This window comes from Stenotrophomonas sp. 109824_Sma (genome assembly GCF_056480025.1).
The window spans coordinates 593,726-617,753 of sequence record NZ_CM151078.1; the positions used below are offsets into that span (position 1 = coordinate 593,726).

Genomic DNA, 24,028 nt, shown 5'->3' on the forward strand with positions numbered 1-24,028 from the left:
GCCGTTGTGCTCCAGGGGAGTCACCGTGTCCTTGCATCGTCGTGCCGTTCTTCCGCTGCTGATCGCCGCCGCCACCGCACTGTTCCCATCGCAGCCGGTGCAGGCACAGAGCGCCTACTTCTTTCCGCAGGTGGCCGACGCAGCGGCGTTCGATACCGCCGTGCCCACGCCGGAACAGTTCCTCGGCTATCCGATCGGCAGCCGTTACACCCGGCACGACCAGCTGGTGGCGTACTTCCAGGAACTGGCGAAACGCTCGGACAAGATCAGCGTGCGCGAGATCGGCCGCAGCTATGAAGGCCGTCCGCTGCTGATCGCCACCGTCACTGCTGCGGGCAATCATGCGCGGCTGGAGCAGATCCGCCAGCAGCACGCGACCCTGGCCGATCCGGCACAGCCGCGCAGCGCGGCGGGCGACAGCCCGGTGGTGGTGTGGCTGGGCTACAGCGTGCACGGCAACGAGACCTCCAGTGCCGAGGCGGCGATGCTGACGGCGTACTATCTGGTAGCCAACCGCAGCGCCGAAACCCAGCAGTGGCTGCAGCAGGCGGTGGTGCTGTTCGACCCGGCGCAGAACCCGGACGGCCGCGATCGTGCCGCCAACTGGCACAACGCGTGGGCCTCCGATCCGGCCTCGGCCGACCCGGCCGACAAGGAACACGTCGAACCGTTCCCGCAGGGCCGCACCAACCACTACTTCACCGATCTCAACCGCGACTGGCTGGCCCTGACCCAGCAGGACTCGCGGCCGAAGGTGGAGGTGTTCCACCAGTGGTACCCGAACGTGCAGATCGATTTCCACGAGATGGGCAAGGACAGCACCTATTACTTCGAACCGTCGCCGAAGAGCATGCACAGCCCGCTGATTCCGGCGGCGTCGTATGAATTCAACAAGACCCTGGCCAAGTACCACGCGCAGGCATTGGATGCGCTGGGCTCGCTGTACTACACCGGCGAGAACTTCGACAACTTCTCGCCGGTCTACGGCTCCACCTACCCGGACTTCCATGGCGCTGTCGGCGTTACCGTCGAGCAGGCCAGCTCGCGCGGCCGCGTGCAGGAATCGGTGAATGGCCTGCTGACCTTCCCGTTCACCATCCGCAACCAGGTCGCAACCGGGCTGGGCACGGTGCGTGGTGCAGTGACCGAGCGCAGCGGCCTGTTCGATCTGCAGAAGCAGTTCTTCCAGAGCGCGCTGAAGCAGGCCGCACAGCAGCCGGTGAAGAGCTTCGTGTTTGGCGATGCGCATGATCCGGCACTGACCCGCCGCCTGCTGGAACTGTTGCTGCTGCATCGCATCGAGGTGCGCGCGCTGGATCGTGCCGTCACTGTCGATGGCCAGCGTTTCGATGCCGGCAGTGCCTACGTGGTGCCGGTGCAGCAGGCGCAGTTCCGCCTGGTGCATTCGATCTTTGCCGAGACGCCGCCGATCAAGGGCGATGTGTTCTACGGCAGCACCAGCTACGCGATCGCACCGGCCTACGGCGTGGCCTTCGCCGGTAGCCGCAGCCGTATCGATGGCGGCGCACGCGTGGCCGCGCTGCCGGCGGAACAGGGCGCGGTGCTGGGTGGCCAGGCTGGATTCGCGTACGCGATCGACTGGCGCGACTACAACGCCGGGCGCGCGCTGGCCGCGCTGCAAGGCAAGGGCGTGATTGCACGCGCGGCATTCCAGCCGTTCACCACCGCGACCACGCAGGGCGAGGTCAGCTTCGCCGCCGGCAGCCTGGTGATTCCGGTGGCCGGGCAACCACTGCAGGGCACGGCGTTGCTTGAAGCAGTGACGTCCGCCGCGCGTGCTGCCGGCGTGCAGGTGCACGCGCTGTCCAGCGGCCGCAGCCGCGAGGGCATCGACCTCGGCAGTGATGGCGTCAAAGCGCTGCGCAAACCCGCGGTTGCGCTGGTGATGGGTGAGGGCGTGGCCGCCACCGAGATCGGCTCGGCCTGGTTCCTGTTGGACCAGCAGCTGCGGTTGCCGGCCAGCAAGCTGGATCCCTTGCAGCTGGGCAAGGCGCCGCTGGACCGCTACACCACGATCGTGCTGTCCGGTGGCACCTACACCGGCGTCGATGCCACGGCGGTGGCTGCACTGAAGCGCTGGGTGCAGGCCGGTGGTTCACTGGTGACCTACGGCAGTGCCTCGAAGTGGGCGATCGAACAGAAGCTGGCCGACGGCGAGAAGCTCGGCAAGGAAGAAGATGCAGCTGACGAGAGCCGCCGTGCATTCGGCGACCAGCGCGACATCGCCGCGATCGAGCGGGTCAGCGGCAACATCCTCAGTGCCGACGTGGATACCAGCCATCCGCTGGCATTTGGCGTGCCACGCCGGCAGCTGGCGATCAACAAGGAGAACACGGTGACGCTGCAGCCAAGCGCGAACCCGTTCTCGACCGTGGTACGCATCGACACGCCACCGCGGGTGAATGGCTATCTGTCCGAGCGCAATCGCACGCGGGTGGCGGGCAGCGCGTGGCTGCTGGTGTCGGCGCAGGGGCAGGGCAACGTGGTGCTGTTTGCCGATGACCCGGCGCATCGCAAGTACTGGCACGGGACGGATCGGTTGCTGATCAACGCGATCTTCTTCGGGAATCTGGTGAATCCGAGTAAGGCGCGGGGGTGAGGCGTTTGGCGCAGGCTCCACACCCCTGCGCCTGCGCCGCGTCAACCGTTCACTCCAGGACCATGCGGAAAACTGGCAAAAGAGGGGCGAGGCGTAGACAACGTTCCTAGGCCACGCCCCCGCACAGCGGGCAGCAACTAGAAGCTGGCGCGTACGCCCGCCCTGTACTCGGATGTGTCCTTGTCGAACTGGCCTTCCAGTACCACCCCCCACCTATCGGTGAAGTTCAGCTGTCCGCCCACCACGCCGTACCAGCGGGCATCCTGCCCGTCACCGCCATTGGCGTAGCCGCCCTTCAGCCAGCCTTCGATCTGCTCGGTGAACCTGCTGCGCACACCCACCATGCCCACTACCTCGTTGAATCGAGAGGTCTGGCGGGAACGTGCATCGCCGAGGCGGTAGTCCGACGTCGCCGAACGGTGATTCCAGGCAAACTCGCTGGTGAAGTCCAGACGGTCGCTGATCGGTGCGTGATATCCCAAGCCCAGGTACGGAACGTCGAGCGTGGTTTTCACCCGCGCAGCGCCCCGGCGGTCACTTCCGCTGACGCGTGACGCGCCGGCGATTACATGGAACTGTGGCGTGACCGCGAACGAACCGCGGGCATAGCCGCCATCTGTGGTGAAGTCAGCGGTGCTACCGGCATCGAGCTCCAGTCGGTTCCAGCCACCCTCTACATAGGTGTAGCTGAGCTCATCGCTGGCCGACGCCAGCAGCGGTGTCGCCAGCAGCAGGCAGGTTGGCAGGAGCATCTTGCGCATCGTTCAAGTCCTTGTGTGAAGCGGGAGCGCGGTGAATTGCCGGCCCATGCCGCAGCGCCAGTCCGTGCAGTCACCGGGTGAACAAAGGCTCCGATCAGAAGCTTGCGCGAACGCCCAGACGGTACTCGGCGAAGTCGTCGTAGAACTGGCCTTCGGCAACCACGCCCCAGGTGCGGTTGAAGCTGACCTGGCCACCGATGGTGCCCGTCCAGGTGCCGTCGAAGTTGTTGTTTCCGTCGATGTAGCCTGCTTTGATCCACGCTTCGGTCTTTGCCGAAGGCTTGCCGCGAAGACCGACGTTACCGACGGCGGTATTGACGGATGCCTTGTTGGTGTAGGTCACGCCATCGAAGCTGACTTCGTCCTTGCCGCTGCGGCGGTTCCATGCCAGGTCGGCGGTGAAGTCCAGCCGTTCGCTGATTGGCATGTGGTAGCCAATGCCCAGGTGGGGTTGGTCGAACGTGGTCTTGACGCTGGAGTAGGCGTAGCGGGTGGTATCGGTCACGCGCGACCAGCCACCGAACACGTTGACCTGTTCGGCGATGGCGAAGGAGCCACGTACATAGCCACCATCGGCCTTTGGATCGTTGAGGGCATTGGAGCTGATCTGGAGCTGGTTCCAGCCGCCTTCCACGTACGTGTAGCTCATGCCGTCGCTGGCCATGGCAGTCAGTGGAGCGCTGAGCAGCAGCGTGGATACCAGCAAAATCTTGCGCATCATGCTTGTCCTTAATCAGATAGCCATCCAGACCGGGACGTGCAGGGACGTGGCCCGGCTGCGACGTCATGTCGCCGGCCGAGTCTAGCGAAATTTCACGCGACGTATACGCCGCCCGTGACGACGTTGACAGCGGGTATCGCTACATTCAGGAAGTGCCTGATTCCTGACGCGCAAAAAAAAGGCGCAGCTTGCGCTGCGCCCCTTCGTGCGTTGCAGGTGCGGAGGATCAGCCGGCGCGACCGCCGCCGTTACCGCCCTGGCCGCGGCCGCGGCCGCCACCATTACCACCACCGCCACGACGCTGGCCCTGACCGGCGCCTGCACCTGCACGCTGCTGGCCATTGCCACCGCCCTCGCGACGGCCACCACCGGCCTTCTTCGGGCCGGCATGCGCGTGGCGCGGCGCATCACCGTGCGGACGGCGCGCGTGGCTCTTGCGCGGTGCGCGCTCGCCGGTATCGTGCTCGGCCTTGCCCGGCGCACTGTTGCCCCAGCGGATCGGCGTCTGCGGCTCGAAGCCCGGCACATCGCGGATGTCCATGTCGCGGCCCAGCAGGCGCACGATCGCGCGCAGCAGCTTCACTTCATCCTGCGCCACCAGCGAAATCGCCTGGCCGGTGGCACCGTTACGGCCGGTACGGCCGATGCGGTGCACGTAGTCCTCGGCCACCATCGGCAGGTCGAAGTTGATGACCTTCGGCAGCTCATTGATGTCGATGCCACGCGCGGCGATGTCGGTGGCCACCAGCACGGTCACGCGGCCGGCCTTGAAGTCACCCAGTGCACGCAGGCGCTGGCCCTGGCTCTTGTTGCCGTGGATCGCCGCGGTCTTGATGCCGGACTTTTCCAGGAACGTGGCCAGCTTGTCGCTGCCGTGCTTGGTACGGGCGAAGACCAGGGTCTGCTCGCGGCTGTCCTGCGCCAGCAGGTGCAGCAGCAGGTCGCGCTTGCGGCTGCCATCGACCGGGTGCACGCGGTGGGTGATGGTCTCGGCCACGGTGTTCTTCGGCGTCACCTGGATCTGTTCCGGGTTGCGCATGAACTCCAGCGCCAGCTGGCGGATGTTGTCCTCGAAGGTGGCCGAGAACAGCAGGGTCTGGCGGTTCTGCTTCGGCAGCTTGGCCAGGATGCGCTTGATCGACGGCAGGAAGCCCATGTCGAGCATGCGGTCGGCTTCGTCCAGGATCAGCACTTCGATGCCGGACAGGTCGACGCTGCGACGCTCAAGGTGGTCGATCAGGCGGCCCGGGCAGGCCACCAGCAGGTCCACGCCACGGCGCAGGATGTCCAGCTGGTTGCCCATGCCGACGCCGCCGTAGATGCAGGCGCTGGGGATGCGCAGGTACTTGCTGTAGCCACGCAGGCTGTCATGCACCTGGGTGGCCAGCTCGCGGGTCGGGGCCAGGATCAGCGCGCGCGGCTTGCGCGGGCCGGCGCGCACTTCCTGCGAGGCGGTGCCCAGGTGCTGCAGCAGCGGCAGGCCGAACGCAGCGGTCTTGCCGGTGCCGGTCTGTGCGCCGGCCAGCAGGTCGCGACCGGCCAGCGCCAGCGGGATCGCCTGCTGCTGGATCGGGGTCGGGTTTTCGTAGCCCTGCTCGGCGAGCGCGCGCAGCAGGAAGGGCGCCAGGCCCAGCGATTCAAAAGACATTGAGTTTGCTCCAAGTACAAGAAACGCCTGTCCGAACGGACAGACGGGGGCAGATCAAACTGATCGGCTGACTCGGAGCGTTCCCGTGAACCGCGCTGCGAGAATTGGGTGCAGCCGGCACGAAGCGCAGGCTGGAATGCGTGACGAACGGCGTCGGAGTGGGGGCGGGCGAAGAGGGCGGACCCAGGTCGCCGGCGATCCCGGAGGGAAACGGACGGCCGCTGCAGACCCCGCAAGTCTAAACGATATTTGAGACTTCACGCAAAAAGGCCTGTTCAGGTAGGGGGTCTCTCTGCAGGGCTGCGCCCTGCACCTGCAGAGGCCGGAGCCAAGGCCAGAGCAACGTCAAAAGCCGGGTTCCTGTGGGTAGGCGGGGTGGGTCCGGTGGTAGGGGACGCCGTGAATACGTCCATGTAGGCTCGGTCGCGGCATCCATGCCGCTCACGCCCCTGCCACCGGACCCACCCCGCCTTCGACAGTTTTCCGCGATCTGTCGGAACGGCTTGGGGTCAGATCCGTTTTCCTCCCGAAACGGATCTGACCCCGGAGTTTCATTCGATATCTGACAGATTCATCCACGCATGGCGTGGATCTACTGGCCACCGGCCTACTGTCGAAGGCGGGGTCCTGTGGGTTTGCGGGGTGTGAGCGGCATGGATGCCGCGACCAAGCCCCCATGGATGGGTTTACGGCGTCCCCGCAAACCCACAGTACCCCGCCATCCCACGGAATGTCCGCTGTTGCTGTTGCGTCGGCTGTTGCCTTGGCTTGAAGCAGGTGCAGGGCTGCAAGCCCTGCCGAACCCCCTCCTGCGGTAGGGTGGGCCGATGCCGCGCTGCAGCTTGGCGCCGCCGCAGATTTGATTACACTTGAAACTTGTTTGCCCACGACTCCGGACACCCACCCATGAAGCTTGGTTCTTTGAAGGAAGGCGGCCGCGACGGCACCCTGATCGTCGTCTCGCGTGACCTGCGCCACGGCGTGCGCGCCACCGGCATTGCCGCCACCCTGCAGCAGGCCCTGGAGGACTGGAGCCACATCGCGCCGCGCCTGAACGCTCTGTACGAATCGCTCAATGCCGGCGACGCCGATGGCGTGTTCGACCTCGATCCGCAGGCGCTGGCCGCACCGCTGCCGCGTGCCTATGAGTTCGTCGATGGCAGCGCCTACCTGCCGCATGTCGAGCGCGTGCGCCGTGCCCGTGGCGCCGAGGTGCCGGAGAGCTTCTACACCGACCCGCTGATGTACCAGGCCACCAGCGCAGGCTTCTACGGCCCGCGCGATGCGGTCAAGGTGGTCAGCGAGGACTACGGCATCGACCTGGAAGCGGAGATCGTGGTGATCACCGACGACGTGCCGATGGCCGCCACCCCGGAACAGGCGGCGGGCCACATCCAGCTGGTCGGCCTGGTCAACGATGTCTCGCTGCGCAACCTGATTCCGGGCGAGCTGGCCAAGGGCTTCGGCTTCCTGCAGTCCAAGCCGCGCTCGGCGCTGTCGCCGGTGTTCGTCACTCCCGACGAACTGGGCGTTGCATGGCAGGACAGCAAGGTGCACCTGCCGCTGCTGACCCACATCAACGGCCAGTGGTTCGGTGCACCGGAAGCGGGCGTGGACATGCAGTTCAACTTCGCCCAGCTGGTCGCACATGCGGCCAAGACCCGTCCGCTGGGCGCCGGCACCATCGTCGGCTCGGGCACCATCGCCAACGAGGACACCAGCAAGGGCGCATCGTGCTTCGCCGAGCAGCGCGTGGTCGAAACCCTGCGTGACGGCAAGCCGAGCACGCCGTTCATGTCCTTCGGCGATGTGGTCCGCATCGAGATGCTCGATGCCGCAGGCAACAGCATCTTCGGTGCGATCGAGCAGCGCATCGAACAGGCGGCCAAGCCCTGAGCAGGGAGGCGGCGATGGAGATCCCGGTCGACGACGGCATCGTGCTGTACACCTACTGGCGATCCAGCGCCGCCTACCGCGTGCGCATCGGCCTGGAGCTGAAGGGCCTGGCCTGGGACGCGCGGCCGGTGCACCTGGTGCGCGAGGGCGGCGAACAGCACCTGGACGCCTATCGCGCGCTCAATCCGCAGCAGCTGGTGCCCACCCTGCTGCATGATGGGCATGCGCTCACCCAGTCGCTGGCGATCCTTGAGTATCTGGATGAGCGCTTCCCGCAGGTGCCGCTGTTGCCGGCCGACGCCGCTGGCCGCGCGCGGGTGCGCGCGCTGGCCCAGCTGGTGGCCTGCGACATCCACCCGATCAACAACCTGCGGGTGATGCAGTACCTGGAGCGCACCCTGCAGCTGCCGGCCGATGCCCGCACGCAGTGGACCCTGCACTGGATCGCCGAGGGCTTCCAGGCAATGGAAGCACTGCTGGCCAACAGCAGTGACACCGGCACCTTCTGCCACGGCGACCGTCCCGGCCTGGCCGACATCTGCCTGCTGCCACAGCTGTACAACGCGCATCGCTTCGGCCTGGACCTGACGCCGTACCCGACCCTGCGCCGCATTGAAGCGGCGTGCCAGGCAGTGGACGCCTTCGATCGCGCCCGCCCGGAAAACCAGCCCGACGCCGCCTGAAAGAAAAAGGGACGGAGGGAATTAAGTCGTAAATGCACTTACGACTTAATTCCCTCCGTCTCCTTTTTGCTGCAATCGGGCCAGGTCATCGCGGAACAACCGGTAGGCATCCTCGCGGCGCGCATCGTCGGTCTGCCGCAACACCCATGCCGGGTGCACCGTGGCGTAGCCGCGCGTGCCATCCTCGAAGGTGTGCCAGCGTCCGCGGTCGCGTGAGAGGTCGAAATCACGACCAAATACCGAGGCTGCCGCAGTCGCGCCGAGGCACACGATCACCTGCGGCCGCACGCGTGCGATCTCACCCATCAGCCAAGGGCGGCAGGCCTGGACGTGGTGGCTCTCCGGCCGCTTGTGCAGCCGCACCTTGCCGCGCCGTTCATGGTGGAAGTGCTTCACCGCGTTGGTGAGGTACAGCTGGGCGCGATCGATTCCCAGTTCCGCCAGTGCGCGGTCCAGCACCTGGCCGGCAGGTCCTGCGAACGGCTGTCCACGTAGATCCTCGGTGTCGCCAGGCTGTTCTCCGATCAGCATCACCGCGGCGCCTGCTGGCCCATGCCCGAACACGGTCTGCGTGGCCTGCTCCCAGAGCGGGCACTGGCGGCAGGCGCTGGCCTGTCCGCGCAGATTCTCCAGGCTGCTGGCATCGGTCGCCGATGTCGCAGCGTTCGCTCGCAGGGGAATCCGGCGTTGCGGTGCCTGCGCGGGACGGTCATGCATTTCCTGCACGCGGTCGGACGCGTCCCTCACCAGGCGTGGCAGCAACTGTGCTTCAGGCAGGTGGCGCCAGTACTTTGCCGGCATCTCCTGCATCATCATCCGTGTGTTGAGCCGTGCCGGATTGAAGATGCTCGCGTAGTAGGTCTGCCACAGCGACTCGCGTGCGTCCTCGGCCGGGGCATTCTCGCGCCGTGCGCCGGGGCCGAAAGCAAGCGCCTGCCCATCCCAGGCGACGCTGCGCGAAGGCGTGAGAATGGCCCAGCGCATGCCGGTGAAGCGGCGCGCGAAGAACGGCGCGACCCGATCGACAATGTGGTGCTGTGGCTCGAACCAGGCGATGAACGCATCAGGCTGGCCAGGCACCTCGCGGAAGCGGACGAATGCCTTCATCTTGTGCGTGTCACGGCGGACCGCCTGGGCCATGGCCATCGCCCGCAGTACGTCGGCATCGGCGGGGTTTGACAGCACCGAGCGTTCGCCATGGGTGATGCGCCACAGCAACCGGTACAGGAGGGCCATGCGCTGCCCGTCGCGATGACACAGGCAGGTGGCCGCCAGCTCCAGGAAGTCGCGCGGTACGTTCGGTGCGCCAGCATCGGCCTGCACAGGCGCCGAGGTGACCGCGGGCGCATCCAGCAGTGATGCGTCGCTGCCCTCCAGCCAGTCCAGCTGCTCCGGCGCGACGTCGCGCAGCAGGGCTTCACGCGCACCGTTGCGCCAGGCCTCCAGCGACCATGGCGGATCCACCCGCAGCGACCAGCGCTGCGTGTCAGGCCGCAGACGGTGCATCGAACAGCGAACCCTGTCGCGGAGGCGGGGCCAGTTGCGCGCGCAGCGCCGCCGGATCGTCCAGCGCCCTGCGCGGATGGTGGTCGGCCAGCTGCACGAACGGCAGCAGCTTGCTCATCGGTGCCTTCAGGCGGGCGATGTCGGCCACGCGCAGCCGCGCGTGGCGGCGCGCCATCAGCACGCGTTTGACATTGCGCACGCCCAGCCCGGGTACGCGAAGCAGCATTTCCTTCGGTGCGCGGTTGAGGTCCACGGGAAAGCGCTCGGGATGGCGGATCGCCCAGGCCATCTTCGGGTCGATGTCCAGATCGAGCATGCCGTCCTGGGTGGTATCGGTAATCTCATCCACACCGTACCCGTAGAAGCGCAGCAGCCAGTCAGCCTGGTAAAGGCGGTGTTCGCGCTGCAACGGCGGTGGCTGCAGTGGCAGCTGCCGGCTGGCGTCCGGAATCGGGCTGAACGCGGAGTAATACACCCGGCGCATGCGGTAGTTGCCGTACAGACTCTCGGCGCTTGCCAGGATCTGCTGGTCGTTTGCCCCGTCCGCGCCGACGATCATCTGGGTGCTCTGTCCGGCCGGTGCGAAACGGGGAGGGCGCGGGCGTGCGCTGCGGCTTGCCGTCGGCGCCACCGCGGCGGGGGCCTTGCGTGCCTCCTTGGCTTCCTCGATGCGCCAGCGCAGTTCGCCCATCGCGCCGCGGATCGAATGCACCGTCTTCTCGGGCGCCAAGGCGCTCAGGCCGGCTTCGGTCGGCAGTTCCACGTTGATGGACAGGCGGTCGGCATAGCGCCCGGCACTGGCCAGCAGTTCCGGCGAGGCCTCGGGAATGGTCTTGAGGTGGATGTAGCCGGCGTAACGGTGTTCTTCGCGCAGCTGCCGGGCAACCTCCACCATCTGTTCCATGGTGTAGTCCGCATTGCGGATGATCCCGCTGGACAGGAACAGGCCCTCAATGTAGTTGCGCTTGTAGAAGTCCAGGGTGAGCGCGACCACCTCGTCCACGCTGAAACGTGCTCGGGGCACGTTGCTGGAAACCCGGTTCACGCAATAAGCGCAGTCGTAGATGCAGAAGTTGGTCAGCAGGATCTTCAGCAACGAAACGCAGCGGCCATCGGGTGTGTAGCTGTGGCAGATGCCCATGCCCTCGGTGCTGCCGATACCGCCACTGGCGCGAGAATCGCGCTTGCCCGAACCGCTGGAGGCGCAGGAGGCGTCGTATTTGGCGGCGTCGGCCAGAATGGCCAGCTTGCGGATGGTTTCCATTGAGGAAACCTACGGATGAGGGGTCTCATTGGATGAGACCGCCCCTGAACGCTTCAGAAGAGGGGGCGGAGGGAGGGGCGTCGCAAGTGCATATACGACTTAATCCCCTCCGTCCCCTTTTTCGTGCGGTCAGAAGCCGTGGGTGATGCTGGGTGCGCCCGCCGAGAAGTCGGCGTACGGGTCGTGCTCGCCGCTGCTGCCTTCGGACAGGCGGAACTTCAGGGCCAGGCCATCGCGCGAGTCGGCCGCGCGCAGCGCTTCCTCCTGCTCGATGATGCCCGCCTTGGCCAGCCGGAACAGGCACTGGTCGAAGCTCTCCATGCCTTCTTCCAACGAGCCTTCCATCGCGGCCTTGATCTCGTGCACCTGGCCGCGACGCAGCAGGTCGCGGATCATTGGCGTGTTGATCAGCACCTCGGTGGCTGGCAGGCGGCGGCCCTCCTTGTTCTTCACCAGGCGTTGGCTGATCACCGCGCGCAGGTTCAGCGCCAGGTTCATCAGCACGTTCTTGTGCGCGCTTTCCGGGAAGAAGTTGAGGATGCGCTCGATGGTCTGGTCGGCGTTGTTGGAGTGCAGTGTGGCCAGGCACAGGTGGCCGGTTTCGGCGAAGGCGATCGCCGCCTCCATCGTTTCCGCATCCAGGATTTCGCCGATCAGGATCACGTCCGGCGCTTCACGCATCGCGTTCTTCAGCGCGTTGTGGAAGGCATGGGTGTCCAGCCCGACCTCGCGCTGGTTGACGATCGACATCTTGTGCTTGTGCAGGTACTCGATCGGGTCCTCGATGGTGAGGATGTGACCGGTGGTGGTGCTGTTGCGGTGGTCGATCATCGACGCCAGCGAGGTGGACTTGCCGGAACCGGTGGACCCCACCACCAGCACCAGCCCGCGTGGGGTCATGATGACGTCCTTCAGCACCTGCGGCAGGTTCAGCTCCTCGATGCTCGGGATGCGGCTGCGGATGGCACGGATGACCATGCCGACCTCGCCCCGCTGCTTGAACACGTTGACGCGGAAGCGCCCGGCATCGGGCAGGGCGATGGCCATGTTGAGCTCCAGCTCGCGCTCGAACTGCGGCACCTGGCCTTCGTCCATCAGCGAGTAGGCGATCTTCTTGACCATGCCCGGCGGCAGGCCGGTGTTGCCCAGCGGATAAAGCTTCCCCTCGATCTTGATGTAGACCGGTGCCCCGGTGGTCAGAAACATGTCCGAAGCGTTCTTTTCGGTCATCAGCTTCAGGAAGTAGCCGATATCCATTGCGAATTTTCCCCAACGAAACGGCCGACGCCCGTTGCCAGCACGGTGTCGGCTTGACGACAATGGCCGTGAACCGACAACCGGTACGGCCTCCCCAATGAAACGACTTAGCTTCGCACGAATGCGCCATGGCCTGTATGTGATGGCGTTTGCATTCGCACTGTCTGCCCCCGCCTGGGCGCAGGACGCCGCCCTGGAGCTGGCGCAGGCCCGGCAGGCGGTCGACAAGGCCACCCAGGCCGATGCCGACCAGTACGCCCCGGACCTGATCGGGCTGGCCCGGCAGGGGCTGGAGCAGGCCCAGCGCGCCGCCGGCGACCGCCGCGAGCGCAAGAACGCCCCGGCGATAGCCCTGCGCGCCGCCGCCGATGCCGACCTGGCCCGCGTCCGCAGCGAGGAAGCCACCGTCACCGCGCAGCTGCAGCTGCGCCGCAACGAGGTCAACCAGCTGCAACGCCAGCTGTCGACCGGGGAGGATCGCCGGTGAAGCCGATGACCGCCGCAACCCTGGCCGCGCTGTTGGCGCTGCCGACCCTGGCCATGGCCGCCGAGAACCCGATGGTGGCGCAGCTGAGCCAGCGCCTGATGGCCATCCAGGCCAACCCCGACACCGCTGAGCTGGGCGCCTTCGAGCGCATGCAGGCGCAGCAGGCGATCGCAACCCTGGACAAGGCCAAGCGCCGCGACCAGGAGCTGGCCACCTACCTGGCCGAGCGCCGGGTGGAGATTGCCGAGACCGCCGTGCGCACCGCGATGGCCGCGCGCGAGGTCGACCGCCTGGAACGTACCCGCAGCGACCTGCTGATCGAAGCCAGCCGCCGCGACGCCGCCCGTGCCCGCCAGGAAGCCGAGCAGCTGCGCATGCAGGCGCAGATGCAGGCGGAGGAGGCCGAACGCCTGCGCCAGGCGGCCGAAGCCGAAACCCTGGCCCGCCAGGACGCCGAGAACGCCCTGACCAGCGTGGCCGGCAAGCAGCAGCAGCGCCTCAGCGCCGCCCAGCAGAACGCCGCCAAGCTGGCCCGCGAGGAAGCCGAGCTGGTGTCCGGGCAGAAGCTGCCGGGTTCGAAGTTCGATGGCCGTGGCGAAGTCTTCACCTTCAATGGCGACGCGTTCGCCGCAGGCGCCTCCAGCTTGTCCGGTGGCGCCCGCAACCAGGCCAAGGCGCTGGCCGAGTACCTGAACATCGGCAAGAAGGGCCGCCTGCGCATCGAGGCCTACGACAACGCCAATGGCGTGGGCCAGAAGCGTGCCGAAGCGCTGCGCGATGCCCTGGTCTCGGCCGGTGTCGCCAGCAACCGGATCCAGGTCAGTGGCAAGAAGGCCGCCTCCACCCGGGCGCGCTCGGCCGAGGTCATCATCGCCCCGTAATGCATTGATATTGTTTGTTTTTCGTTGCGATGAGCATTCAGCCTGAACCCCGCCCCGGCGGGGTTCGGTCTTTTTGACGCAGGGGTCTTGTACCCCGCCTTGAGCAGGCGTAGGGTCAATCGTCCGGGACGCAATGCCGCGGACCGGACGATGGGAGAGCCGGGCCGATGCAAGCAGGGCGCGAACCGCAGCAGATCGACGTGCGCAGGCCAGTGCCGCAGGTCGTTGCAGGCGTCCAGGTGGCCATCGACCGGCGCTCCTCCATGAACAACGCCCCGTGCCCTGCGGCCGGGGCGTTCGTGTATCTGTCGAAGGAGGTCCATCATGTTTGAAGATCAGCCCCAGAGCGAGATCGACGCCCGTCGCGCGCGTGATCCGGAGTTCAGGGCACTCCATGACCAGCACCGCAAGTTGAACAAGAAGTGCATGGACGCGGAGTTGGGTGTACTCCCGATCGATGATGTCACCCTGGGTCGCATGAAGCGTGAGAAGCTGCTGGCCAAGCAACGACTTCTGCGAATGTACGAAACACCGCTCCCAACGACGTCCCCCACGCTTTGACGCACCCCGTCGCGCCCGGAACGGCGTGACCCGGCCATCGATGGCCCCGCCGGGCGTTCCTGCCCCGGCATCGCGGCACCGCCGATGAGGCGGCCGCGCCAAGGCACCACAGGCGGTGGTGCCTTGGCCTGCAGGCACAACTCACCGATGCGGGCGGTACCGGTCTCCTCGTCGATCCGGGGCCGCCCGCATCCCTTCATGGGGCAGGCGGGCGGCATGCCTGCACCGACCTGACAATCAGCGCCATCCGTCGGATAATCATCGGTCCGGCCCTGCGTGGCGCGAATCGAAAGTCCTCCGAATGCCCATTCATTCTTCCGTCCTCGAACTCATCGGCCAGACCCCGATCGTCAAGGCCCAGCGCCTGGACACCGGCGTCTGCGAGCTCTACCTGAAGCTGGAGAGCGCCAACCCGGGCGGATCGATCAAGGATCGCATCGGCCTGTCGATGATCGAGGCGGCGGAGCAGCGGGGTGACCTGAAGCCGGGCGCGACCCTGGTCGAGGGCACGGCCGGCAACACCGGCCTCGGCCTGGCCCTGGTGGCCCAACAGAAGGGCTACAAGCTGATCCTCGTCGTTCCCGACAAGATGAGCCGGGAAAAGATCTTCAACCTGAAGGCGATGGGCGCCGAAGTGCGCCTGACCCGTTCGGACGTCGCCAAGGGCCACCCCGAGTACTACCAGGACCTGGCCAAGACCATTGCCGAGCAGACCCCGGGCGCCTACTTCATCAACCAGTTCGGCAACCCGGACAACCCGGCCGCGCATGAGTTCGGTACCGGCCCGGAAATCCTCGAGCAGATGGGCGGTGACCTCGACGCCATCGTGTTCGGCTGCGGCAGCTCCGGCACCATGACCGGCCTGTCGCGCGCGTTCGCCAAGCTGTCGCCGAAGACCGAGCTGGTGCTGGCCGACCCGGTCGGCTCGATCCTGGCCGAGTACATCAATGACGGCGTGCTCAACGACAAGTCGGGCAGCTGGCTGGTGGAAGGCATCGGCGAAGACTTCCTGCCGTCGATCTCCGATTTCAGCCGCGTCAAGAAGGCGTATGCCATCAGCGATGCCGAGAGCTTCCACACCGCGCGCGAACTGCTGGGCAAGGAAGGCATCCTGGGCGGTTCGTCCACCGGCACCCTGCTGGCCGCCGGCCTGAAGTACTGCCGCGAGCAGACCACGCCGAAGAAGGTGCTGGTGCTGGTGCCCGACACCGGCAACAAATACCTGTCGAAGATGTACAACGACTACTGGATGCTGGACAACGGCTTCCTGCAGCGCCCGCAGCACGGCGACCTGCGTGACCTGATCCTGCGCCCGTATGGCCAGCGCGACACCGTGGTGATCGGCCCGAACGACCTGCTGACCACCGCCTACCAGCGCATGAAGCTGTACGACGTCTCGCAGCTGCCGGTGATGGACGGTGAGCAGCTGGTCGGCATCGTCGACGAAAGCGACGTGCTGCTGCATGTCTATGGCGATGAAGCGCGCTTCCGCGACACCGTCGCCACCGCGATGGTCAGCAAGCTGGACCGGCTGGACGTGAAGTCGCCGATCGAGGCCCTGCTGCCGGTGTTCGACCGCGGCCAGGTGGCGATCGTGATGGACGGCGACGCTTTCCTCGGCCTGATCACCCGCATCGACCTGCTGAATTACCTGCGTCGGCGCGTTCAGTAAGGCGTTTATCGCCGCAGATCGCTGCTGAATCCCGGTTTATCCGCGTCAAAGCTCGTTAAGGCCGCGCTGATAGACTCCCGCTCCTTCGACGGCGCCGGTCATCGGCGCCAATCAGGAAACGACATGTCCAACGCTTCTTCCCCGGACCGCGCGCTGGCCCTGGCCACGCTGGCCATCCACGGCGGCCAGTCGCCCGACCCCAGCACCGGCGCGGTGATGCCGCCGATCTACGCCACCTCGACCTATGCGCAGTCCAGCCCGGGCGAGCACCAGGGCTTCGAGTACTCGCGTACCCACAACCCGACCCGCTTCGCCTATGAGCGCTGCGTGGCCTCGCTGGAAGGCGGCACCCGCGGCTTCGCCTTCGCCTCGGGCATGGCGGCCAGCTCGACCGTGATCGAGCTGCTGGACGCCGGCAGCCATGTGGTGGCGATGGATGACATCTACGGCGGCAGCTTCCGCCTGTTCGAGCGCGTGCGTCGCCGCACCGCCGGGCTGGATTTCAGCTTCGTCGACCTGACCGATCTGGCCGCGTTCGAGGCATCCATCACGTCGAAGACGAAGATGGTCTGGATCGAGACCCCGACCAACCCGATGTTGAAGATCGTCGACATCGCCGCGGTCGCCGCCATCGCCAAGCGCCATGGCCTGATCGTGGTGGTCGACAACACCTTCGCATCGCCGATGTTGCAGCGCCCGCTGGAACTGGGCGCGGACCTGGTCCTGCATTCGGCCACCAAGTACCTCAATGGCCACTCGGACATGGTCGGTGGCATGGTCGTGGTCGGCGACAACGCCGAACTGGCCGAGCAGATGGCCTTCCTGCAGAACTCGGTGGGTGGCGTGCAGGGCCCGTTCGACAGCTTCCTGGCCCTGCGTGGGCTGAAGACCCTGCCGCTGCGCATGAAGGCGCATTGCGCCAACGCGCTGGCGCTGGCCCAGTGGCTGGAAAAGCACCCGGCGGTGGAGAAGGTGATCTACCCGGGCCTGGCCTCGCACCCGCAGCATGAGCTGGCCGGCAAGCAGATGGCCGGCTACGGCGGCATCGTCTCGATCGTGCTCAAGGGCGGTTTCGAGGCCGCCAAGCGCTTCTGCGAGAAGACCGAGCTGTTCACCCTGGCCGAGTCGCTGGGCGGCGTGGAAAGCCTGGTCAACCACCCGGCGGTGATGACCCATGCTTCGATTCCGGTGGCGCGCCGGGAGCAGCTGGGGATCAGCGATGCGCTGGTAAGGCTGAGCGTGGGTGTTGAAGAATTGGGGGACCTGCAGGTGGATCTGGAGAGGGCGCTGGCGGTATAGGCCCCCACCTGTGGGCGTGACATGGTGCAACTGCAACCTGGAGCAGCAATGAGCGCATTTGACCGTGGAGACGGGGACAGCATAGCGTCGCGCGTGCCGAAAGGTATCCAGGGTTGGCGCGTGGAGCGCGTTGCCACCGATGCTGGCGACCTTTGGTTTCCAGTGGAAGATCAGGTGATGCGCGAGCATGCCCGCAACAGCGGGCACTGGGACGCCGAGGTTGGCAAGGTGCTGCTTGACGCAGCAAGGAACCGCGCCGAGGGCGTGTTCATCGATGTCGGCGCAAATGTGGGCTATTTCTCCTGCCTGCTGTCGAAGCGGTATCCCGCCTTGCGCACCCTGGCGTTCGAGCCGCAGCCGAGGATGAGTGATCTGCTTCGGCTCAACGTCTGGCCGCACGGTGATCGCGTCCGCGTGCATGCCTGTGCGCTGGGTGAGGCACGTGGTGTCATCGGGCTGCGCAGCTCGCCCAACAACCTGGGCGATACCCGTGGCGTGGATGACGATGCCGTGGACATGCTGGTGCCCTGCATCAGCCTGGATGCCCTGTATCCGGAGTTGCAGGCCGACGTCGTCAAGATCGACGTGCAGGGGTACGAGCTGCAGGTGCTGCGTGGCATGACCGGCGTGATCGCGCGATCGCCGGGCATACGCATCGTCGTGGAATTCAGCCCGGCGCTGCTGCGTGCCGAGCACATCGACCCCCTGCAGGCGCTGGATGCCTATCGCGCGTTCGGCCTGCGCCTGCTGGTGATAGGGGATGGCTCGCTGCAGGAATTGAACAACGGCGAGATTCTTCGCCACTGCGCAACTGCCGGCCCGTCGGGCCAGGTAGATCTGTTGCTATCCCGCGACTGAAAGATGTTGCGTGGCAACGGCCACTAGAACGAACAAGGAATTGATGACAATGCAGAAAGCAGTAATCGTCACAGGCGGCGCAGGTTTCATCGGGTGCGCACTCTCCGCGCACCTCAAGCAGTTTGGATTGCCGATCGTTGCGGTGGACAACCTGCATCCGCAGATTCACGCAGAATCCCGTCGCCCGGATGCTCTTGACCCCAGCGCCGAACTTTACATTGGCGATGTGACAGAAATGCAGACGTGGGAGCAGGTGTTGGACCGTTGGCATCCGTCCATCGTGGTTCACCTTGCGGCAGAAACCGGCACTGGGCAGTCATTGACCGAGGCGTCGCGTCACGCGCACGTCAATGTCGTGGGAACCACGGCAATGATCGATGCGTTCTCGGCCCGCAATCTGGTGCCTGACCATGTGCTGCTGGCCTCCAGTCGCGCGGTGTATGGCGAAGGCGCATGGCTGGATGCCGATGGCACGACGTTCTATCCGCCGCCGCGTTCGCATGCCGTGTTGGCACGGGCACAGTGGGACGCGGTCTCCCCTTCGGCCACCGGTCCGGCGCAGCCCCTGCCGCATCGCGCAGACGCTGTGTTCCCGGCCCCGACCAGCGTGTATGGCGGCACGAAGCTGGCGCAGGAGCACATCCTTGCAGCCTGGTGTGGTGCGATGCAGGTGCCGCTGTCGGTCTTCCGCCTGCAGAACGTGTATGGGCCGGGCCAGTCACCCTTCAATGCCTATACCGGCATCATCACGCTGTTCCACCGTCTGGCGCGCAAGGGGCAGGCGCTGGATATCTATGAAGATGGATTGATCGGGCGTGATTTCGTCTACATCGACGACGTGGTGGCTGCCTTGATCGCAGGCCTGCGCAGTCCGCCGTCGAGTGTACGTACTCTTGACGTTGGCAGCGGCGTGGTCACCACCATTGCCGATGCCGCCCGGGCGATCGCAGCCATGCACGACGCTCCGGCCCCGGTGGTCTGCGGAAAGTTCCGCGATGGCGACGTGCGCTGGGCGGTTGCCGATGCGGCGCCGCTGGCAGCCTCTCTGGATGTGCATGCCCAGGTGTCCTTCGACGAAGGTGCGCGCCGCGTTGGCCAGTGGCTGATCGAGCGGGGGTACGCATGAGCCAGTCTGCGTCCATGGACGAGCCCTGCGCTGTCGTCACCCTGGCGGCGATCACGGGCTCACCGAGGGACTGGCTGGATTCGGTACGTTCGCTGGAGAACTTGCATGACAGCAACGGCTGCTTCATTGCTGCCTGGGACAACGTAAACGCAGAGCGCTGCTTCAAGGGTGCCAAGGCACAGCTCATGCCGACGTGGACGTTGTCGGCGGGCATGGCCGTTGTGCTCGAACAGCATCCTGGCCTCGAAGCGGTGCTCGTGGCCGGCTCTCCGGTGGCGGTGCCGCCCGCATTGCTGCAGCGGGCGCTTGCCTGGATGCGCGACGATCCGCGTATCGCATCGGTATCGTTCCTGTCCAATGCTGCTGGAACGCTGAGCTTCCCCTACCGTAACTCGCCCACGCCCTATGGAATCGGTGGTATGGATGAAGCGGCAGTGTGCGAGCGCCTCCGGCAGACCTTGCCGGACAGTGGGCCGGTGTCGCTGCAGGTTCCGGTGGGGCCGGTCGTGCTGGTCAACGCGTCTGTTCTGCGTGCGTTGGGGGGATTGGACGACCAGCGCGACAATCTGGTTTCGCTGTCACTGGCTGAGTTCGGTCTGCGCAGTGCGCGCCGCGGCTTCCGCCATGTGCTTGACGCTGGCAGCTATGTGACCGCGCAGTGGACGGGTACGGGTGCTCCCGTGGAAGCGACCGAAGATCCGGCGTCGCGCGCGTCGTTGCATGCTGCGGATGCCAGTTTCCCAGCCTTGCATGACGAGCTTCGTGCATCGGCGAAATCGCCGTTGGCAATCGCCCTGGATGTTGCCAGGTCGAAGGTGCAGGGGCTGCGCATTCTGATCGATGGCTCCTGTCTGGGGCCGATGGAGATGGGAACCCAGGTGCAAACGTTGGCGCTGGTGCGCGCTTTGCTGCGCCGCGAAGATGTCAGTCGGGTGATCCTGGCCGTGCCGCACGGTCATCTCCCAGTATATGCCGCCGACCTGATGCTGCAGCCGAAGGTCAACCTCTGCAATGCGGCGAACCTTCGCTTCGAGGGTGCTGACGAAGTGGACATACTGCATCGCCCCTTCCAGCCCGACAGCCTGATCCCGTGGGATCGTTGGCGCCAACTCGCCAAGCGCACGGTGGTGACCCTGCAGGACCTGATTGCCTATCGCATCGGCAGTTACCACGACAGCGGCGAGCGTTGGCTGCAGTACCGAGGCAACATCGAGACTGCTTCGCGCAACGCTGATGCGATCATCGCCATTTCTGCCGACACCCGCGATTCCCTCGTTGAAGAGCGGCTGCCGATCGACCTCCAGCGTATCCACATTGCGAAGAATGGCGGCGATCACCTGGCGGATACCGATGTGGAACAGATTCCGGCGGAGCTGGTGGCTCGTGGCATGGCCGCGATGCCCTTCCTGCTCGTGCTTGGCGCCAGCTACTCGCACAAGAATCGTGACCTGGCCATCCGTACCTGGAACACCCTGCGCAAGCGTGGGCATGCCATCGGGCTGGTATTGGCAGGTGCCGTCGTTGCCAAGGGATCGTCCCGACAGGAAGAGGCTCTGGCAAGGCGGACGTCGGACGAAGATGCGCTGCTGGTACTGCCGGACGTCAGCAGTGCCACGCGTAACTGGCTGCTGCGCCATGCGGCCATCGTGCTGTATCCAACATCCGCCGAGGGATTCGGCCTGGTGCCCTTTGAGGCCGCAGCCATGGGCACGCCCACGGCCCATGTGAACTTCGGGCCGTTGCGTGAGCTGATTGACTCACCGGAACTGCCGCGCGACTGGGACCCGGAGCACATGGCCGACTACTGCCAGCAGTTGCTGGAAGATCCGCAGCAGGGCACACGCAACATCCGTCACATCCTTGCAAGTGGTGCCCCGCTGACCTGGGACGCAACCGCCACTGACCTGGTCCACGCCTACCGCCAGATCCTGGCTGGCGCACCGCGCCATTAATGGAAGATTGAACGCATGAATACCACTGACCTAGATGGAATTTCCCTGGAGCAGGCGCTGATCGACTTCGAAGTCGCCAACGCCCGTGTAATGGACCTGACCTCGCGCTTGACGTCAATGAGCCGTGAACTGATCAGCGCACGTTCCGAACTGGAGCGCATCAAGGTGGAGCAGGCCACACATCGGGTTGCACCGGTGGTTCCGCCAGCTCTCGTTGCCGAGCATGCTGAACTGCAGGAGCGGTTCGAGCGCGTGCGGTCGTCGCGCGCGGTGCAGATTGCGGCGATCTTCAGTGGCAAGCTGCGGCGGTTCCTCTGATGGCGCGGCCACGCATTCTCCATTGCATCACCGTCTACAACGGACGGGCCTTTGTGCCCGCAGCCATCGAAAGTGCGATTCGCATGGACCAGACGCACGCACAGATCGACGTACTGGTGCTGGACGATGCCAGCCCTGAGCCGGGCTGGAGCGAGGAACTGGCTGAGTTCTGTCGTGAGCGCGACGTTATGTACTACCGGACGCCGCGCAACCTGGGCATTCCGCGCAACGTGAGCCTTGGCATGCTGACTGCGGTCAAGCGTGGCTATGACTACGTGGTGATCAGCAATTCGGACGTGCTGTATCCGCGCGACCTGATGGGGCAGATGCTGGAGGTTTCCCGGCAGCCAGGCGTCGGTTCGGTCACTGCCTGGTCCAACAACGTTTCGATCTATTCGTTGCCGAATGAAGATCCCAACCGCTTCCTGCATGACCAGGGTGTGGTGGATTGGGTGCATGCGGGTCTGGCGGGTCATTTCGGCAACGCAGCGATGGATATTCCGGCAGGTATTTCCTTCTGCATCCTGATCTCAACCGATGTCGTGCGCGAGGTCGGGATCATGGATCCTTGTTTTGGTCGTGGTTACTGCGAAGAAACGGACTGGAGCCTGCGAAGCCTGGCGGCTGGGTACCGCATTGCACTGGCGCCGGGGACCTACGTGTTCCACCACGGACGTGGTTCCAATCTGGACGCGGGCATCGTGTCGCTCAATGCGACCACGGTACCCGGGAATGAGGCGATCATCGATCTGCGCTATCCGTTGTTCCGCCAGCAGGTGGACGCGTTCGTACAGTCCGGTGTCCTTTCCAGGGCGCACGAGGATGCGATTCGCAAGTTGGTGATCAGCGCGGGCCGGCAGTTCGGCTACGGCATTGATGTAGGCTGGGTGGCGCGCGATCGCAGTGACGAGAGCCAGGTCATTGTTCAGTTCTCACCCGACGCAGTGCAGGGCGAGGTAGTGGCATCGTTCCGCGGCTTCCGTCTGCCCATGAAGCTGGCATCCGGAGGCTTGGGGGCGCAGATCCGCTCCGTGTTTGGCGCGGAGCCCTCTGTATTGAACCTGTTCGACCGCGGGAGCGTGGCGGAGTCCCTGTCGGCCGAATTCGCTTCGGTGGCTCGCCCCGGCTTTGGAAACTATCCGGCGACGATCTGACATCGCCGGATCGCGGTCTTTGCGGCTCAATGCCCTGTGGCACTGGGCCGTGGGGGCGTCCGCACGCGTTGGCTGGCGCGTGCGGACCATATCATCGAAGGCTTTTCGACGGTCAGGAACAGGATCAGCGAAAGCAGCAGGATCACGCCGGTTCCCGCGGTCAGGAACTTCGCCAAATGCCACCAGGGATGCGTTTCCGCAGCGATCCAGTAGTGGTTGTTCATGGTGTACAGCAGCGGCATGTGAATCAGGTAGATCGAGTACCCCAGCACGCCGAACAATGCCAGTCCTGGAATACTGGCGAAGCTGCGCTTGAGCATGCTGCTGCCAAGCGAAAGGCCCAGGATGATGAGGCCGTACGCGACGGCAAATGGCATTGATTCAAAGTAGTAGAACAGCCGTGCAGCCCGATCGTCTGCTCGGAAGTAGGCCGTGGGATCCTGGAATCCGTAGGCCAGAGACAGGCCACCAAGCTTGAACATGAGCGCAAGCAGCAGCGCAGCCCCAAGCAGTGCATAAAGCAGGCCGGCGGTTTCGGTCAGCAAGGGATGCGTGCGTGGCTTCAGCAGCAGCGCACTGATGCCGATGCCGATCGCGAAGTGAGGTAGATAGCCCAGGATCTGGTGGCTGAGGAAGAAGCGGACGCCCTCGCTCGACCAACCGAGGCCAAAGGTATGCCGCTGGAGGAAATCAACCAAGCCATCGAGGTGGTAGCGGCACAGGTATAGCCACACGCTGCTGAGCAGGAAGGCAGCAAGAATGCCCTGCCACCATCGGCCGCGGTAGAAGGCACGGACCACCAGTGGCAGCACGAGATAGAAGAGCATCTCAATGGTCAGCGTCCAGAAGGGCGTCCCTACGCTGTAAGCGCCGAAGGAGAACAGGAACAGCGATTGGCCGAATGCCAGGTGGCTGATGAATATGGCTGCGCCGGCCGTGCTCCAGACCTTCTCCTGTGGAATGAACACCGGGGTGTAGAACAGGACCACGAGGAACAGCACCAGCCAGTAGGGCGGGCCGATCCGAAGGATGCGTGCTTTGATGTAGGGTAGGTATTCGGGCGCCGGCTTGCCATTTGCATCAGCGCGAAGGAAGCGGGTGGAGAGCAGGACGCCGCTGAGGACGAAGAACAGGTCCACACCCGAGGACATCATTACGATGATGCGTGACAGCTCGACGCCTGCGATGCTTGCCGATGGCGACCATGAAAGGCCCCATGCATGACGCACCAGAACGAAGAGCACGGCGATTCCGCGCACCGCGTCGAGGAAGGGAATGTTCTTGTCCGGATTAGGTAGCAGCTTTTCAGCAAGGGCCATGGATCAGGTCTATCCGGGACATGGAAGGGGTGGTAGCTGTGGGAC

The 24,028-nt window shown here is 65.3% G+C and carries 20 protein-coding genes; 13 read left to right on the forward strand and 7 right to left on the reverse strand.

Translation table 11 applies throughout. The features are described from left to right. Positions 1-25 precede the first annotated feature (25 nt). Positions 26-2,620 carry a M14 family zinc carboxypeptidase gene (locus ACZK1G_RS02770; RefSeq protein WP_101764890.1) on the forward strand — a complete coding sequence of 865 codons (2,595 nt, stop codon included), beginning with the start codon at positions 26-28 and terminating at the stop codon, positions 2,618-2,620. A 137-nt stretch (positions 2,621-2,757) separates the two neighbouring features. On the opposite strand, the gene ACZK1G_RS02775 is transcribed toward ACZK1G_RS02770, so the two are convergent. The 3 genes from ACZK1G_RS02775 to ACZK1G_RS02785 all read right to left on the reverse strand — a co-directional run bounded on the left by ACZK1G_RS02775 (position 2,758) and on the right by ACZK1G_RS02785 (position 5,750). Then, complete coding sequence (locus ACZK1G_RS02775) at positions 2,758-3,381, reverse strand: outer membrane beta-barrel protein (protein ID WP_101764891.1); 624 nt, start codon at positions 3,379-3,381, stop codon at positions 2,758-2,760. A 94-nt stretch (positions 3,382-3,475) separates the two neighbouring features. Further along, positions 3,476-4,099 (reverse strand): hypothetical protein, encoded by a 624-nt coding sequence (locus ACZK1G_RS02780; protein WP_101764892.1) that lies wholly within the window; start codon positions 4,097-4,099, stop codon positions 3,476-3,478. Between the two features lie 229 nt (positions 4,100-4,328). Continuing rightward, positions 4,329-5,750, reverse strand: coding sequence for a DEAD/DEAH box helicase (locus ACZK1G_RS02785; RefSeq protein ID WP_101764893.1), 1,422 nt, complete (start codon positions 5,748-5,750; stop codon positions 4,329-4,331). A gap of 906 nt (positions 5,751-6,656) precedes the next feature. On the opposite strand from ACZK1G_RS02785, the gene ACZK1G_RS02790 reads away from it, so the two are divergent. Next, positions 6,657-7,646, forward strand: coding sequence for a fumarylacetoacetate hydrolase family protein (locus tag ACZK1G_RS02790; protein WP_101764894.1), 990 nt, complete (start codon positions 6,657-6,659; stop codon positions 7,644-7,646). A 14-nt stretch (positions 7,647-7,660) separates the two neighbouring features. Next, positions 7,661-8,329, forward strand: coding sequence for a maleylacetoacetate isomerase (gene maiA, locus ACZK1G_RS02795; protein ID WP_101764895.1), 669 nt, complete (start codon positions 7,661-7,663; stop codon positions 8,327-8,329). 45 nt (positions 8,330-8,374) lie between these two features. On the opposite strand, the gene ACZK1G_RS02800 is transcribed toward maiA, so the two are convergent. The 3 genes from ACZK1G_RS02800 to ACZK1G_RS02810 all read right to left on the reverse strand — a co-directional run bounded on the left by ACZK1G_RS02800 (position 8,375) and on the right by ACZK1G_RS02810 (position 12,356). Beyond that, positions 8,375-9,835, reverse strand: a complete 1,461-nt coding sequence (locus ACZK1G_RS02800; RefSeq protein ID WP_101764896.1) for a UdgX family uracil-DNA binding protein — start codon at positions 9,833-9,835, stop codon at positions 8,375-8,377. Continuing rightward, entirely contained in the window at positions 9,816-11,099 is a 1,284-nt protein-coding gene (locus tag ACZK1G_RS02805) for a putative DNA modification/repair radical SAM protein (RefSeq protein ID WP_101764897.1), read from the reverse strand. The genes ACZK1G_RS02800 and ACZK1G_RS02805 overlap by 20 nt, the downstream gene beginning before the upstream one ends. Positions 11,100-11,228: 129 nt before the next feature. Continuing rightward, positions 11,229-12,356: a PilT/PilU family type 4a pilus ATPase gene (locus ACZK1G_RS02810; RefSeq protein WP_014645840.1), complete on the reverse strand. Its 1,128-nt coding sequence runs from the start codon at positions 12,354-12,356 to the stop codon at positions 11,229-11,231. A gap of 121 nt (positions 12,357-12,477) precedes the next feature. Between ACZK1G_RS02810 and ACZK1G_RS02815 the strand changes: the two genes are divergently transcribed. From ACZK1G_RS02815 to ACZK1G_RS02860, 10 genes are all read left to right on the forward strand, one after another. Continuing rightward, the gene (locus ACZK1G_RS02815; protein WP_053497944.1) at positions 12,478-12,843 is read left to right on the forward strand and encodes a DUF4398 domain-containing protein; all 366 of its coding nucleotides are present in this window, start codon (positions 12,478-12,480) and stop codon (positions 12,841-12,843) included. Then, positions 12,840-13,724 (forward strand): OmpA family protein, encoded by an 885-nt coding sequence (locus ACZK1G_RS02820; protein ID WP_101764898.1) that lies wholly within the window; start codon positions 12,840-12,842, stop codon positions 13,722-13,724. The genes ACZK1G_RS02815 and ACZK1G_RS02820 overlap by 4 nt, the downstream gene beginning before the upstream one ends. Before the next feature lie 324 nt (positions 13,725-14,048). Further along, a complete protein-coding gene (locus ACZK1G_RS02825; protein WP_005407964.1) occupies positions 14,049-14,285 on the forward strand; it encodes an HP1242/YdcH family protein in 237 nt (78 codons plus the stop codon). A gap of 301 nt (positions 14,286-14,586) precedes the next feature. Next, positions 14,587-15,957, forward strand: coding sequence for a pyridoxal-phosphate dependent enzyme (locus ACZK1G_RS02830; protein ID WP_101764899.1), 1,371 nt, complete (start codon positions 14,587-14,589; stop codon positions 15,955-15,957). Between the two features lie 123 nt (positions 15,958-16,080). After that, complete coding sequence (locus ACZK1G_RS02835; protein WP_101764900.1) at positions 16,081-17,256, forward strand: cystathionine gamma-synthase; 1,176 nt, start codon at positions 16,081-16,083, stop codon at positions 17,254-17,256. Between the two features lie 177 nt (positions 17,257-17,433). Continuing rightward, complete coding sequence (locus ACZK1G_RS02840) at positions 17,434-18,114, forward strand: FkbM family methyltransferase (RefSeq protein WP_236251837.1); 681 nt, start codon at positions 17,434-17,436, stop codon at positions 18,112-18,114. A gap of 10 nt (positions 18,115-18,124) precedes the next feature. Then, the gene (locus ACZK1G_RS02845) at positions 18,125-19,240 is read left to right on the forward strand and encodes an SDR family oxidoreductase (protein WP_478448037.1); all 1,116 of its coding nucleotides are present in this window, start codon (positions 18,125-18,127) and stop codon (positions 19,238-19,240) included. Further along, positions 19,237-21,192, forward strand: a complete 1,956-nt coding sequence (locus tag ACZK1G_RS02850; protein WP_233490830.1) for a glycosyltransferase — start codon at positions 19,237-19,239, stop codon at positions 21,190-21,192. The genes ACZK1G_RS02845 and ACZK1G_RS02850 overlap by 4 nt, the downstream gene beginning before the upstream one ends. A gap of 15 nt (positions 21,193-21,207) precedes the next feature. Further along, the gene (locus ACZK1G_RS02855) at positions 21,208-21,510 is read left to right on the forward strand and encodes a hypothetical protein (protein WP_101764904.1); all 303 of its coding nucleotides are present in this window, start codon (positions 21,208-21,210) and stop codon (positions 21,508-21,510) included. After that, complete coding sequence (locus ACZK1G_RS02860; RefSeq protein WP_197621927.1) at positions 21,510-22,664, forward strand: glycosyltransferase family 2 protein; 1,155 nt, start codon at positions 21,510-21,512, stop codon at positions 22,662-22,664. Before ACZK1G_RS02855 ends, ACZK1G_RS02860 begins: the two co-directional genes overlap by 1 nt. Positions 22,665-22,690: 26 nt before the next feature. Here ACZK1G_RS02860 and ACZK1G_RS02865 read toward each other — a convergent pair whose 3' ends face one another. Continuing rightward, complete coding sequence (locus tag ACZK1G_RS02865; protein WP_101764906.1) at positions 22,691-23,983, reverse strand: acyltransferase family protein; 1,293 nt, start codon at positions 23,981-23,983, stop codon at positions 22,691-22,693. Between the last annotated feature and the right edge of the window lie 45 nt (positions 23,984-24,028).